The organism is Pseudomonas sp. (genome assembly GCF_040514055.1).
Classification (GTDB): Bacteria; Pseudomonadota; Gammaproteobacteria; order Pseudomonadales; family Pseudomonadaceae; genus Aquipseudomonas.
In genome coordinates this window covers 35,323-48,738 of the sequence record NZ_JBEVDL010000066.1, presented here as the reverse complement: position 1 = coordinate 48,738, position 13,416 = coordinate 35,323, and the positions used below count along the sequence as shown (strand labels likewise).

Annotated in this window: 10 protein-coding genes and 1 pseudogene; 5 read left to right on the top strand and 6 right to left on the bottom strand. The window is 54.7% G+C overall.

Going from position 1 to position 13,416, the window contains the following annotated elements; translation table 11 throughout:
- Positions 1–89: 89 nt before the first annotated feature.
- The 4 genes from ABWY06_RS16690 to ABWY06_RS16675 all read left to right on the top strand — a co-directional run bounded on the left by ABWY06_RS16690 (position 90) and on the right by ABWY06_RS16675 (position 3,386).
- Complete coding sequence (locus ABWY06_RS16690; RefSeq protein ID WP_353926693.1) at positions 90–539, top strand: MarR family winged helix-turn-helix transcriptional regulator; 450 nt, start codon at positions 90–92, stop codon at positions 537–539.
- A 332-nt stretch (positions 540–871) separates the two neighbouring features.
- Entirely contained in the window at positions 872–1,300 is a 429-nt protein-coding gene (locus ABWY06_RS16685; protein WP_353926692.1) for an organic hydroperoxide resistance protein, read from the top strand.
- 134 nt (positions 1,301–1,434) lie between these two features.
- Positions 1,435–2,238 (top strand): alpha/beta fold hydrolase, encoded by an 804-nt coding sequence (locus ABWY06_RS16680; RefSeq protein WP_353926691.1) that lies wholly within the window; start codon positions 1,435–1,437, stop codon positions 2,236–2,238.
- A 137-nt stretch (positions 2,239–2,375) separates the two neighbouring features.
- On the top strand, positions 2,376–3,386 hold the full coding sequence (locus ABWY06_RS16675; protein ID WP_353926690.1) for an alpha/beta hydrolase: 1,011 nt from the start codon (positions 2,376–2,378) through the stop codon (positions 3,384–3,386).
- Between the two features lie 906 nt (positions 3,387–4,292).
- Here the strand turns inward: ABWY06_RS16675 and ABWY06_RS16670 are convergent.
- Complete coding sequence (locus ABWY06_RS16670) at positions 4,293–4,991, bottom strand: hypothetical protein (RefSeq protein WP_353926689.1); 699 nt, start codon at positions 4,989–4,991, stop codon at positions 4,293–4,295.
- 468 nt (positions 4,992–5,459) lie between these two features.
- A pseudogene (locus tag ABWY06_RS16665) lies at positions 5,460–5,735 on the bottom strand (transposase); the annotation flags it as partial.
- 179 nt (positions 5,736–5,914) lie between these two features.
- Here ABWY06_RS16665 and ABWY06_RS16660 point away from each other — a divergent pair.
- Positions 5,915–6,694 carry a class I SAM-dependent methyltransferase gene (locus tag ABWY06_RS16660; RefSeq protein ID WP_353926688.1) on the top strand — a complete coding sequence of 260 codons (780 nt, stop codon included), beginning with the start codon at positions 5,915–5,917 and terminating at the stop codon, positions 6,692–6,694.
- A gap of 428 nt (positions 6,695–7,122) precedes the next feature.
- On the opposite strand, the gene ABWY06_RS16655 is transcribed toward ABWY06_RS16660, so the two are convergent.
- The 4 genes from ABWY06_RS16655 to ABWY06_RS16640 form a co-directional block, all read right to left on the bottom strand.
- Positions 7,123–7,911, bottom strand: a complete 789-nt coding sequence (locus tag ABWY06_RS16655; RefSeq protein WP_353926687.1) for a hypothetical protein — start codon at positions 7,909–7,911, stop codon at positions 7,123–7,125.
- Positions 7,912–8,306: 395 nt separating this feature from the next.
- Positions 8,307–9,935: a DUF6119 family protein gene (locus ABWY06_RS16650; protein WP_353926686.1), complete on the bottom strand. Its 1,629-nt coding sequence runs from the start codon at positions 9,933–9,935 to the stop codon at positions 8,307–8,309.
- A 544-nt stretch (positions 9,936–10,479) separates the two neighbouring features.
- Entirely contained in the window at positions 10,480–12,048 is a 1,569-nt protein-coding gene (locus ABWY06_RS16645) for a nucleotidyltransferase (protein WP_353926685.1), read from the bottom strand.
- Entirely contained in the window at positions 12,045–13,367 is a 1,323-nt protein-coding gene (locus tag ABWY06_RS16640; protein WP_353926684.1) for an SAVED domain-containing protein, read from the bottom strand. The genes ABWY06_RS16645 and ABWY06_RS16640 overlap by 4 nt, the downstream gene beginning before the upstream one ends.
- Positions 13,368–13,416: the final 49 nt, after the last annotated feature.

Sequence of the window (13,416 nt, the reverse complement as noted above, 5' to 3'; positions counted from 1 at the left end):
ACCGGGTAAGCCTTAGGTGCATTAAATTGGTATAACAGTAGTTAGCGCGATAAATTATCCGCACCTGTCCTGTGCCGCTGGAGAACGCCATGGCCACCCAAGAACCCTGCGCCGAGCTGATGCTCGATAACCAGCTGTGTTTTGCCCTGTATTCGACCTCACTGCTGCTGACCAAGGTCTACAAGCCGCTGCTGCAGGCGCTGGGCCTCACCTACCCGCAGTACCTGGCGATGATGGTGCTCTGGGAGGGCGATGGCATCACGGTCGGCGATCTCAGTGGCCGCCTGCTGACCGACCCCGGCTCCGTCACCCCGCTGCTCAAACGCCTGGAAGCCGAAGGCTTGCTCAAGCGCACCCGCAGCAGTGTCGACGAGCGTGTGGTCGAGCTGTTCCTCACCGACAAAGGCCGTGAACTGCAGGAACGCGCCAAGAGCATTCCCGGCTGCATCCTCACCGCCACCCAGCAATCCGCGGCGGACCTCGGCGACCTCAAGGCTGAGCTGGTCGCCCTGCGCAACAACCTGCAACAGGCCGTTTAAGCCCCGGGGCGGGCGACAGACCTGTCACCCGCCTCGGCAGCCTCGTCCAGCTAGCCCCCTCCTGCCCGTTATGCCCCCCGCTGCGCTCCACGATTTCGCCCCGCCGACCCGACTAAGATCTCGCGCAACCGCCCGCCATTCTTGGTTTGTGCCGAACACGGTCGTCCCGAGCATAAAGTATTTGAAAATATATCTTGCGCACTAAATAGATGGCCGCTAAAGTTCGCTCCATGGAAACGGTTAACGCGCAAAACATTAGCGCGATAGCTGATCACCAGCTAACACCGCAACGCTTTGAACAACCAACCAATCAGCTCCTGAGGATTACCAGCATGTCGATTCAAACCATTGCTTACCGTGCCTACGCAGAAGCCACCGGCGGTCGTGACGGCCGTGCCGTTTCTTCGGACGGCGTACTGGACGTTCCCCTGACCACCCCCAAACAACTTGGCGGTGCCGGCGGCCAGGGCACCAACCCCGAACAACTGTTCGCTGCGGGCTACTCGGCCTGCTTTATCGGCGCGATGAAGTTCGTGGCCGGCCGCGACAAGTTGGCGATGCCCGCAGACGCATCGATTGAAGGGGTGGTGGGCATCGGCGCGATCCCCAATGGTTTCGGCATCGAAGTCGAATTGCGCATTAGCCTGCCAGGCATGGAGCGCGAGCCAGCGCAGACCCTGATCGACCGTGCGCACATCGTCTGCCCTTACTCCAACGCCACCCGCGGCAATATCGACGTCACCCTGACCTTGCTCGACTAAGCCGCGGGGTTCAGGCGCCAGCAGCGCACACCCGTTGCTGCGCCTGACCCGGCAACCCTGCCCGAGCCCTGCACAGATACGGACCGATTAGCGGTCTGGCGTATCCCAAATTGTTTAAGCGAAAGGAATTCACCATGCGTACTTTCACGATGATTAAAACCGCCATCGCCGCCGCCGTGATCGCCCTTGGCGCAGTAAGCCCTGCCAGTGCAGCGTCGAGCGCAAGCGACAAGCCCACCGTGGTCCTGGTGCATGGCGCATTTGCCGAGTCCGCCAGCTGGAACGGGGTGATCACACGGTTGCAGGCGCAGGGTTACCCGGTTGTGGCGGCGGCTAATCCGCTGCGTGGGGTCCGGTTCGATGCCGACTATGTCGCCAGTATCGTCGAGCACACCCGTGGCCCGGTCATTCTGGTCGGCCACTCCTACGGCGGCGCCGTGATTTCCAACGCCGTGCAGGACAACTCGAACGTGAAGGCATTGGTGTATGTCGCCGCATTCGCTCCCGACAAAGGCGAGAACGCGGCAGAGCTCTCCGGTCGTTACCCGGGCGGCACCCTGGGACCAACCCTGGCCGCGCCCGTGACCTTGAAGGACGGTAATAAGGACCTGTACATCCAGCAGGACAAGTTCGCCCAGCAGTTTGCCGCAGATGTCGCCGCACCTGAGGCGGCGCTGATGGCCGCTAGCCAACGTCCGATCACCGAGCATGCCTTGCATGAAGCCTCTGGCGATCCTGCCTGGAAGCACCTGCCGTCCTGGTTCATTTACGGCTCGGCGGACAAGAATATCCCCGAAGCCGCGCTGAAGTTTATGGCAGAGCGTGCCGGGTCGAAGAAAACGGTGACCATCCAGGATGCCTCTCACGTGGTGATGACATCCAACCCGGAAAAAGTCGCGGCCCTGATCATCGAAGCTGCCGAACAGAGCGCCCACTGATCACGGATGCCTGGCCGAGCCATAAGGCCATTTCGCCTTATGGCCCCGACCGAACGCTTGAGCGTTGCCCTGGTTAACACAGCCTGATCAGCCTATCCCGACCTGATCCGCCACGAACTTATTCAAGGAGCCCCACCATGACCCGTATTCTTGCTGCTGGCCTACTGACCCTCGCTGTGAACGGCGCCTTCGCTGCCGGTAGCCCTGGCGTCGAACGCAACACCCAAGGCTTTCTCGATGCATTGGCCGCTGGCGGCGGCACGCCGCTGGAGCAGATGCCCCCCAAAGATGCCCGCGCCGTCTTGGTCGGCGCGCAGGCTGGCGTCAAGGTCGATGTGGCGGGGATCAAGGTGACCGACAAGACCATCGAGGTCGATGGCCAGCCGATTCGCCTCAAAGTCGTGCGTCCCGCCGGTGCCAACGGCACGCTGCCGGTCTTTATGTTCTTCCACGGTGGCGGTTGGGTGCTGGGCGACTACCCGACCCACGAACGCCTGATCCGTGATCTGGTGGTGGGCTCTGGCGCGGCGGCGGTCTATGTCGATTACACCCCGTCCCCTGAAGCCAAGTACCCAACTGCGATCAACCAAGCCTACGCCGCCACGCAATGGGTGGCGCAGAACGGCGCGCAGATCGGTGTCGACGGCAAGCGCCTGGCGGTTGCCGGCAACAGCGTGGGTGGCAATATGGCCGCGGTGGTCAGCCTGATGGCCAAGGATAAAGGCACCCCGGCGATCAAGTTCCAGCTGCTGATGTGGCCGGTAACCGATGCCAATTTCAACAATGCGTCCTACAACCAGTTCGCCGAGGGTCACTTCCTCAGCAAAAGCCTGATGCAGTGGTTCTGGGACAACTACACCCTCGACCCGAAACAGCGCGCCGAAATCTACGCCTCGCCGCTGCAGGCGTCGGTGGAACAACTCAAAGGCTTGCCGTCGGCCCTGGTGCAAACCGCCGAGTTCGATGTGCTGCGTGACGAGGGTGAAGCCTATGCCCGCAAGCTGGATGCAGCTGGGGTCACTGTCACCTCCGTGCGTTACAACGGCATGATCCATGACTTCGGTTTGCTTAACGTGATCAGTCAGGTGCCGGGCACGCAAAGCGCCCTTCAGCAGGCCGCCGCAGCGCTGAAAGCCAACCTTAAGTAACCTCGAGCCACCCAACGCCTCGTCGCCACAGCGCCGAGGCGTTTTGTGCTTTCTAGCGCGGTATTGCTCACTGCAGCGCCTGATGGGGGCGGTGCACGTAAACCGGACTGCCTCCTGGCCGAATCCGGGCCGCCCGGCTCTGGCGGTTCTGTTTATCTCGTCTCTCGTGGCGACTTACGCTGATCCGAAGGGCGCATACGGGACCTGCCGAGCCACTCCGAAATACTGGCCATTTACGCAGGCGGGTATCCAGGGCCCATCGCACTTTGGTCCTCGCCCGCGCGGGAGCGACGATGAATCATCAGACCCGTCATACCCGCGCAGGCGGATATCCAGAGACCTCAGCGCACCCGGGTTCCCGCTCTCGCGGGAACAACGGTAAATCATCAGACCCGTCATACCCGCGCAGGCGGGTATGCAGCGACCACAGCGCACCGGGGTTCCGGTCGTCTCGGTTATACGGGTCAATCCTGAGCTCCCGGTCTTACCTCCGAAGGCGGTTATCCAGAGACCTCAGCGCACCTGGGTTCCGGTCCTCGCGGGAACAACGGTGAATCATCAGACCCGTCATACCCGCGCAGGCGGGTATCCAGCGACCTCAGCGCACCTGGGTGCCCGCCTTCGCGGGAACGACGGTGAATTTACCCGCGGGTCTCCATCACAAGGAGGGCTTGTGATTGTGCGAGTCTGTGGATTACGGCAGGCGAATGGCGCATCGCTATTGCAGCGCGACCAGTGGATTTAGCCCGATGGGGAAGGGGGCCGTGCCACGCACCCGCTTCAGGCACCGGACCCTGGGCCGTGCTGCGGTACTGAGGCCAGGCGGAACGCGGAGCGTCCCGGGCGGCATTCCCACGCAGAGCGTGGGAGCGATCATCATTTAGCTGATGGCAGAGCCACCACGGCTCAGTTGGCGCCGGTATCCGGGCCCTTGGCGCGATACAGCGCCAGATGGTTGGCAATGCACATATCGAACGCCTCAACCAGGAACAGGTTGGGTTTACCGACTATTGGCGGAACCAGGCAACGGCTCGCTACGCGTTTGCCCAGCATTTCCGTGTCTATGTAGATGAGGTTCACCGGCGATTTTTCCGGATTCTCCTCGGCAGTGAAATACGCCCGAGTGTGCTCCTTATCCCCCGCGGTTTGTTCGAACACGGCGCTGTCGACTTGTGTGGTCAGCACTTCGCTGACTGGCAGATCCTGTTGGCTCATAAGCGCGACCCCGATGGGTCCAGCCAGTCCAGCGACAATCGCGGTTGTGCGCAATTTCGATTGCAGGTTCGCGTAAGTCACGAAGTGCTGCACCTTGATCGACGGCTGGCTGCTTAACTCTGGGAAGGCCTCGTAGGCGCGATGGGCCAGCAGGCGCGCGCCGGTAGGTTTGGTGGCATCGTCCGCCACACGGTAGATGGCGTAGGCGTCACTGCTTATCAGCAGACTGAAGATTTCTTTCTCGCCTTCGCTTTTCGGGCGCAAATCCTGAACGATAATTTTGTCGGACTGCTCGAGCCCCGGATACTCCGGTGGCGGCACAGCGGGTTGGCTAGCGCAACCGGCAACGGCAAGTACACTGACGACGAACAGGCTTTTCAACGCATGCATGGAAGATCCATTTGTTATGAGGAGGCGGGTAGACCTTCGCCCCAGCCGAGTGCCCAGGATTGCCTGGAGCCACGCACTGAAACGCGATCGAGGAGAGTGCCGCGGTTTAGCGGGCGCGCATGCTCGCTCAATCAGATTTGATATTCAATTGCCATTATTCGTACCTTCGTTGTCGAGCCTGCAGCATCTGCCTACCGAAACGGCACAGCGTGTATACCGTCGATCAGCACCCATGCCGAAGCCCCAGCTTCCAGGATGCTCAGGTGCCGAAGGCCGGATCAGGGCCTGTAGACACTGCCTGCAGGGGCGTGGGGGAGGAGTAAATGTAAATTTAATCGTCCTGCGTGGCCGGTTTGTTCGGGCTCATCACCTAGCGGGCCTTGCTTAGGTGTGCTGAGTGGTCGGAAAGCGGGAGCGATCAAACGGTGGGGAAGGATCACCATCGATTGGCATACAGGGTGATCGATGGATCAGCAACAGCACTTCGATACGCTTGGGGCAGTGGCTGCGGTGCAGCTCGGGCCCCAGTCCCAACGGGGTGCTTTTCACGTCGCGAAACCCTTCCTCAATCTGCATGCGGCGCTTGTACAGCGCCACGATCTGGGCCGCATTCCACCGGGTCTCGGGCAGGTTACTGGCCAACAGCCAAGGTTCGCGTACAGGTCGCCCGTGAACGCGACTGCGTTTATCCCGCGCGATACGCCCACTGATCCACCGGTGCCGACGCCCGTGGGCCGGTTGTTTCTCGCGGTCGCGAATCCCTGGCCCCAAGCGTGGGACCCTAGCAGGGAAAGATCACTACCTAAGCTCGCCGAGTGAGGTATAAATTGAGCTGATTTGGCATCAATTACACATGCAGCAAGCCATCTTATCGACGGCTACTTTTTCAGGCTTTGCCGAACCACTTAAGCGGGATGCGCAGAATGCTCGATAAAGAAATAGCCCTGCAACTGGTACAGGGGAAATCGTGGCATCACGACTTCGAGATCATTCCGGGCGTACGCACGCGCGGTACCTACGATCCCACTGGCATGTGGCGGAGACTGGAACTGCCGGAGGATATGAGCAGCATTACCCTGGCCGATGTCGGGGCCTCCAATGGTTTCTTCAGCTTCGAGGCCTGTCGGCGCGGTGCTCGGGTGGTGGCCTTCGACTTCCGGCACAAGGACAATTCCGGCTTCGGCCTCGCCCAGTACATCAATGGCCTGGATGACATCGAACACCATCAGACCAACGTACTGGATATTTCCCATGCGCAGTATGGCCAGTTCGATATCGTGCTGGCGCTGGGTTTGCTCTACCACGTTTCCGATCCCTATCTGGCCCTGGCCAACTGCGCCGGCTTGTCCAGCGACAGGCTGCTTCTCGAATCTTATTGCATCGACAAGCTCCTGCCAGACACGCTCGCCAGCGAACCGTTAATGCGCTTCATCCCCGACTGCGCGCGCTTTCCTGAACATGGCCAGGTCAATGCAGATCGCAGCAACTTCTGGGGCTTCACCTCCAGTTGCCTGAAACTGATGCTCGAAGACGTCGGCTTTGCCGTGGAACGCATGGACCTGAGGACTGAGCGGGTCTTCATCGAAGCCCGTCGTATTATCAAGAATGAGACCGGCACCCGCCTGAAGATGGCCCACAAGACCATCCCACCGACGCTGCGCGGCACAAATCCGAACGACCCGCAGGCCTGGAAAATTTTCTAGGCACCGTGCTGCGCCCCTTCCGACCGTAATGCTAGAGGGCGCAGTCCGTTGCACCGTGGAGGATTGATAGAGTGCGGCACCAGACGAGCGGTATTCCTCGCACAGGCCAGGTATTCCGCGGGTCTGGAAGTCGGTGGAAAAATTGGGCGTACCCCAAACAGTAACTATAAATAAATCAGCTGTTTATGGCGCTTAGTGGAATCGAATCGGGGGTTTTAGAAGATCGATCATGCTTTCGACTTGCGCGTGAATCATTAAGGGTGGGCTTATGGCCTAGTAAATATCGTGTGTTAGGAAGTTGTCGAATAATATCGCGATGATGATAGATCAGGCTTGGCACAAAATATTTTCTATGGCAGATGTTTCTGAAGGTTGGAGTTAAGGTCAGCTGAAATTCCTGGTTTTCGAATTTTCCGCATATTTATATTTCAACGGACCCATAACACATGGGATGTTGCACGTCCGACTGAATAATTACCGAAGTGCCCTGCCTCCATTTTGGTTTTAGTATTAAGGAAGCAGACGTGTAATCGATCACCAGTTCGTTCAATTGAATAATCAAAGCCAGTCCTGAAAAAACCGCGGTCAACGCCGATGGAAGTGTTTAGTTTAACGTCAACGATCGCCCTATGAAGCTCATCGTGATGAACCACTCCTTCTTGATCGGGCAACCAAACTCTGACCGTTTCAGTTGAGTCGGATGTGGTGAAATCAGAAAAATAGCGTTCAAAAAGCGCCTTATGGTCTTCAAGGAAGCTATTTACATCAGATAAGCAGGACGCACCTAGGCTGATATATTTAGTTGCATGAGAGTCACGATTCGATTCAAATCGTTTTTGTAATGCGGAACTGTTGATAATGCCATTCAGCCACTCCCTTCGGATACCCACTGCTAAATGGCGAATCTGGTCCGGAGTGGGTTTGCTCTTTGAACTATCTTTTGCTTGGAAAAGCTCGAATGCTATTGCTATAGCAAAGTCCAATGCGGACGGGACCGGCCGATCAGCTTTGAAGGTATTAACCATAAGGCGCTCAAGCGCAGGCCTGGATGCCAGTTTGATCGCTAGAGATTGATCGAAATCAGAATTTTTAGCGGAGACTTTAAAACAACTATTCCAAAGGAAAGATGCGTAAGCCTTGCCCCAGAAAGCTTTAAATAGTGGCCCTAACAGAGAGGACGCTATCGAGCTTATCGTCTTACCAACTATTGCATCCATCTTTTACAGTTCATCCCAATCACATCGATATAGAGTAAACATAATTTGACCTGTTCGTCACTGTTTTGGTAGGCGGAATTATACTGTTTATCGGCCTCGGCTGACCGCTTTGGGTCGGTTTCAGCCCTTCGTGATCGACTGTTACTCGACCCATAGCTGCCATTGGTGGAAGAAGGCTTTGGGCCAATAGTAGTCGGTCGAGGTGTCTATCCGTGCCTATCACGCAGCACAGGCTCAAGGTAGGCCCACTGCTGAAGTCGAGCGATTGCGTCTAGAGGCTTATCACCTGTACCAAACCGTCATTAATTATCAGCTTCATAAGGCTAAGTCGCTCGATGAGTCTGTGCATTGAGCGTGGTAGCGCTTAAAGGTTGATAACGGACTGCTAATATGCTCTAAGGTTTTTGTTGAGCTTTACGCTTTTTTCTGTCTTTTTTCTTAACGCCTCTTTCGTGTTTGGATATATAGATCCTGGGGGTGAGTCCATGGTTTTTAACTAACTTGTGCCAGGATTCTACGGCCAAAAGAAATTGAATGGAGTTTACATCGGTGATTTTTTCTACATCGTCTTCAAATACGAACCAAAGAGCCGCACTGTGAAGTTCGCTATCAAACTTGATTGTCTTGTTTTTTATTAGTGTGATGGCGTCTCGGGATTGCTCGATATTGTAGATTAGCTCTGGTTTTTTCTTTGAGATTTTTACCGATATGATTTCTCCGTTGTTATAGATATCGGCGACTTCTACCTGATAGCTTCGTCTTTTTTGTTCGAGTGATTTAATGTTCATCAGGACCCGGTCTAGAAGTTGAAAGCCCCGTTCGTTGCATATTTTCTGATTAAAATACGCCTCTCGATAGTCAATTTTGTCATCGTCTGGTTTCGCATTTTTCCTTTTCTCTGTTTGCCAGGCAATGAATGCAGATTCAACCAGTGGCTCTTCCAGCTTGATTTCAATACTGTCTAGTGATCGCTTCAGGTAGTTCATAAACGTCTGGTTAAAGACAAACCATTCACCATTCTTTAGGAAATATTGTTGCTCTTCGTATTCGATTGGGCAGTCAAGAATTTCCTTCAGGGTTCGTGTGAATCGGCCCGTATCTTCGCTTTTGAATTGAACAGTAACGTTGTTAATATCAGTGATGTCAGGGTGGTCGCCCAGGAAGTCCGAGATAGACTGAATGTCAATGGTATTGCCGAGAGCCTTGCGATGATTACCCCTGTCTACTTTTGCCTTAATTTCATAATCGTAATCATGGAAGCTAAAGCATATGGCTATCCCGTGCACCTGAAATTCTTCGATGAGAACTTGACCGTCTGCATTCTTGAGGTGTTCGAGCAATAGTTTGTCAAGCTCACTTGCTGCTTCGGTACCTACTGATTCAAGCTTAGGTAAATGGATAATTTTTTCACCACGAAAACTTTCATCAATCTGTTGAAAAATTGCGGATAATTCAAAAGGTTGTTTGTCCATATCCATCTGAATGGAATCGGCAAAAATTATGTTGCGCTCACCCCAAATTTCCTTGTTCGCTGCCTTGAGCTTTAAGTGGTCGACCGATTCGCCTGCTTCATAGCTACCTATCTGGAAGCGTTGATAGGAGGACACGTCTTGTCGCTTTGTGCCGGTGAAGTAGCGGCTTTTTTTCAGCAGTATTGAGTTTTCATCTGCAACGCGTATCGCAAGATCGATCCCGAAATCGAGGTGAATAAATTTGGAGAGATAAAAGTGAGACTTCCCCAGGCTCACTGCATAGATTTGCTCTTCGTTCTCTAGATTTTGGCATAATAGCACGCCAAAGTTAAAGGTATTCTTTGGCTCTTTTACATTGTCATTGAAAAACTCTCTGTATGTTTTCCACCACCAAACATCATTGCCTTTAATGTTTTCTGAAAAATAAAAGGTCTTCGAGTACTTTAAAGTGGGAAGGGTCTTCTGCTCTACCAGGCCTACGGATTTAAGCTTGTCTTTTAGTTCTTTTACCTTGTGGTGTTTAATTTTGTAAATATTATAAGTGTTTGGCATGTTGTTTCCATTCGGTGATGGCCTGATCCGAATGAGAAATTGCCATTTGCCAGCATGGAGAGCAACACCTTAATTTTAGCAAGTATATTAATCAACAAAATCAGTGGCTTACAAGTTTTCAGTGAGCCACCTGCTGGGGGCCGGTGCGCCCAGTGCGACACCTCTACCCGCGAGACGATGTGCGGACGTGCCATATATGGAACTGGCCGACAGCTCTGCGTATAAATAAACGTGAGGCTGACCGTGTAGCTTGGTCGGTTAAATTTCAGGGGGAGCCTCTTTAGCGTGGGAGAATTGACATTTGCGTTGAGAGAAGGCAACGCCGAAGCAGTCCGGCGTGGTCGCTGACCACGCTGATGATGCTTGTGGCGTACACAAAAGCAAACTCGCAGAATGTCTGCTTTTAGCCGATAGCGGCTATTGGTGATCGGCAGCTAACGGCCAGAAGCGGTCATTGAGTGTCTGCGAAAGCCGAGGCGATTCTCACTAGTGATAACGAAGCCCTTCGGGCTAGTGCCAGTGAGTCGTCAGTGATTATCCAGCGTTACAAGATATTCACGATAAAAGGGCCGCTGCGGGCAACGCAGTAACCGTCTTTGACGATAAAGCACTCCATACTGTGGCTTCCGGTATATAGCGTACTCTCGCGCTTTTCCAAGCGCCCGGCCTGAACGATACCCTCCTCAAACCCACCTCGTAGACCTCGCTGTCGGCTAGCATCAAGGCCAGTATTTACTATCTGCCAGTAAACTTTGTAAGGAAAAGGAACGCTAGTCTTGGCGTGGAAGACGAGATCAGCACGCTTGGGAAGTGGATCACTGTCATTGCCAACCGCATATGGACGGAAACCGTGTCGGGTAACAGTCATCTCGTCGATGGAAACTGTGCCGCTGGCCAGTTCACGCCACACCACGGGTTTACGATGTGGAGCATCGAGAATCTTGCGAATCTTGTTACTGACAAAATTTTTCGCTTGTCCCCTCTTGCCGAGTAGGCTTTCTAATCGCTTCTGATGAACAACAGCGGACTCCACCAGCGACCGGCCCATACGCGGAGCCAGAGCATCCACGAACGCATCTGCATCAGTCATCCGCATAGCCAGATCCATATCGGCACGTGCCATAGCGAGCCAGTCGTAGAAGGCGTCTTTCTTTTCGGGATTTTCTTCCCATTTGTCCGCAAAGTTCTCTCGCGGGTCAGTAGGGTTCTCGATCCAGCACACTTCGTCCCTGACCTCAATGAAACGATCAATTCGTTCCAAGATTCCCTGCAATGCTCCACCGATTGATACTTCCTGGTTGTAGGCATGCGCAGCCAAGGTCGTGAGAATGATCGAAATCGGCCGAATGTCCGGTTCCTCACTAAATCGCATGTCGCGGTGGCGTTTCAGGATCTTAATGGCCGCTTGTAGAGGGGTTCTGACACTGTGCTCGGGTATCTCTTCAACTGACGCTCGCTCGTTGAGAGCCATTGCCCGCCGCCTAGCATCGAAGACGACTTTCATGCGAGAACGGAACCACTCGGAGTACCCCTTTGGATTGCTACCTGGCCAATCCTCGCTATATAGCTCGTAGGTATTGTGGTCACGGTCAGTGATAGCCATGGCCAATTCGGCGAGATCACTTGGGCGGTTCATGGCCTCAATAAGAAGCTTCTGTCGTGCCCCATCAGGCAGGGCGGGTAGTACGTCCATGTGAAACTGAGCGCCGTCGGCGTAATTCAGCGTCCAGCAACGGCGAGCTTCCGCTGGTGCCTCCATATGTTTAGACCGGGCATAGTCCTTGAGCTCAAGCCCTAAGAGTTCTTTCAGTTGCTTCTGGGTGTACTCGCGCTTGGAAGCCTGAATCTCGCAGACGATATCGAGGTCGTAGTCTTCTTCATCATTCAAGGGCTTGATCACAGTACCGAGACGGAACGAGCCATGGGGATAGATCGTGGTTTCATAGTTAGCCAATCGGGAGCCGGGCCGGTCGAGCCAACTCCCGACGGACTTATAACTGCGCTCGGCTGCGTCGTACCGGCTGGCAGGAATATCTAGAGCATCTGCTAGATCATTGAGCATCTGTTCCGCCTGAGTGGTGGGTGCAACCGAGGTGAAAGTTTCCAGTTTCATACTCGGGCCTCATGCGACAGGGTAATGCCATGTTCGTAGCGGATTGGGTTCCTCTGAAGGTTATAAACGGTCACCGGCAGTGCCCCCTTAACCTGAACACGCCCGAGAGCAATAGCGCAGGAAACAGGTAGCGTACCGAACAAATGGACATGGGCTTCATGCCCATGTATCCGTTCGAGATCGATCAGCAGCTCTCGAAAGGACCTCATGAAGCCCTCCACATCGCCGTGTGCTTGGATCAGATTAGGATTTACTGAGGCAGCACAGAACTTGTAGAGCGGTGTTGCCGGCAGTACCTGGCGAACCAGGTTCTCGTGGGTGGGGAAGGATAGTTCGCATAGCACTGCGATATCGCCCCCTCTTTGTTCGTGGGGACCAGACAGATAGTGATGGCTGAAACTTGGTGCCGATAGGTTGCGCTCCTCAGGCCACGACCATGTCGCTGCATCACGATCATACTGGCGCACATCCACCGCGATTTCCTCTGTCAAGGGCTGCCTGCCAGGGCTTATCTCGACCATAATCGGCTCGAAAACCATGGCTTTACGGGTATCGGGTATCAGGCTTCCCAGCAACGCCAATACTGGGATGGGAGCCACGCCGAAAAGGCTGAAATGTTCAACCTGATTAAGCTTCTTATGCGTGCCCTCAAGTACCTTGGCCTCCAGCTCTCGACGGGTGATTCTGTTAGCTTTGACCCAAAACTCTGGGTCGCTATCGAGTGTGTCAACATCCAGAAGGCTCATGAGGTCGATATGAATAGGGTGGTTTAACGCGGGAACCAAACCGGCGTTAACGATAGCCATGTTGATGTCGTCGATCAGTAGCGGCTGGAGCCGTGACTCTCCAACAGCCGCACTAATGTACACGGCAACACTCTGCTGTTTCTTGGCCAAGCCCATAAGGCGCTGCACCAACGCCTCTTGATCATGCTTGAGCTTCATCAACGCTTCGGTGGGGAACAGCTTCTGCCCGCGGTGCCTGTCGTCGACGATCTTGTGGCAGTCACGACAAAGCAGGAGGTGATTTTCGATCTTGTCCGCCAACTCGACCGATTGTTTGCTGTCGCCTCGAACACCATCGTTTGCAGACGCAACAATATGAGCATTCTCGGCAAGGTTGTAGGCACGCCAGCCAACGGTGTCACGGCTAACATCTGCATTGCAGCGCTGGCATCGGCCACCGGCCCGTCCCCACAGCAAGCGCTCATCGCCTGGCTTCAGATCCCCATTACGCCCCTTCGATGTCGATGCCTTGGGAGCGTTTTTCCTTGGCGCTTTTGCTGCTCTTTTCACCGCTTCGCCGTTTACTGCATCCATTCTGGCCACCTGTACTTATATACATGATGGCACATCGTAGCATCTCCCT

Coding starts and splice junctions, on each gene's coding strand:
- ABWY06_RS16690 (WP_353926693.1), top strand. CDS start 90: ATGGCCACCCAAGAACCCTGCGCCGAGCTGATGCTCGATAACCAGCTG.
- ABWY06_RS16685 (WP_353926692.1), top strand. CDS start 872: ATGTCGATTCAAACCATTGCTTACCGTGCCTACGCAGAAGCCACCGGC.
- ABWY06_RS16680 (WP_353926691.1), top strand. CDS start 1,435: ATGCGTACTTTCACGATGATTAAAACCGCCATCGCCGCCGCCGTGATC.
- ABWY06_RS16675 (WP_353926690.1), top strand. CDS start 2,376: ATGACCCGTATTCTTGCTGCTGGCCTACTGACCCTCGCTGTGAACGGC.
- ABWY06_RS16670 (WP_353926689.1), bottom strand. CDS start 4,991: ATGCATGCGTTGAAAAGCCTGTTCGTCGTCAGTGTACTTGCCGTTGCC.
- ABWY06_RS16660 (WP_353926688.1), top strand. CDS start 5,915: ATGCTCGATAAAGAAATAGCCCTGCAACTGGTACAGGGGAAATCGTGG.
- ABWY06_RS16655 (WP_353926687.1), bottom strand. CDS start 7,911: ATGGATGCAATAGTTGGTAAGACGATAAGCTCGATAGCGTCCTCTCTG.
- ABWY06_RS16650 (WP_353926686.1), bottom strand. CDS start 9,935: ATGCCAAACACTTATAATATTTACAAAATTAAACACCACAAGGTAAAA.
- ABWY06_RS16645 (WP_353926685.1), bottom strand. CDS start 12,048: ATGAAACTGGAAACTTTCACCTCGGTTGCACCCACCACTCAGGCGGAA.
- ABWY06_RS16640 (WP_353926684.1), bottom strand. CDS start 13,367: ATGGATGCAGTAAACGGCGAAGCGGTGAAAAGAGCAGCAAAAGCGCCA.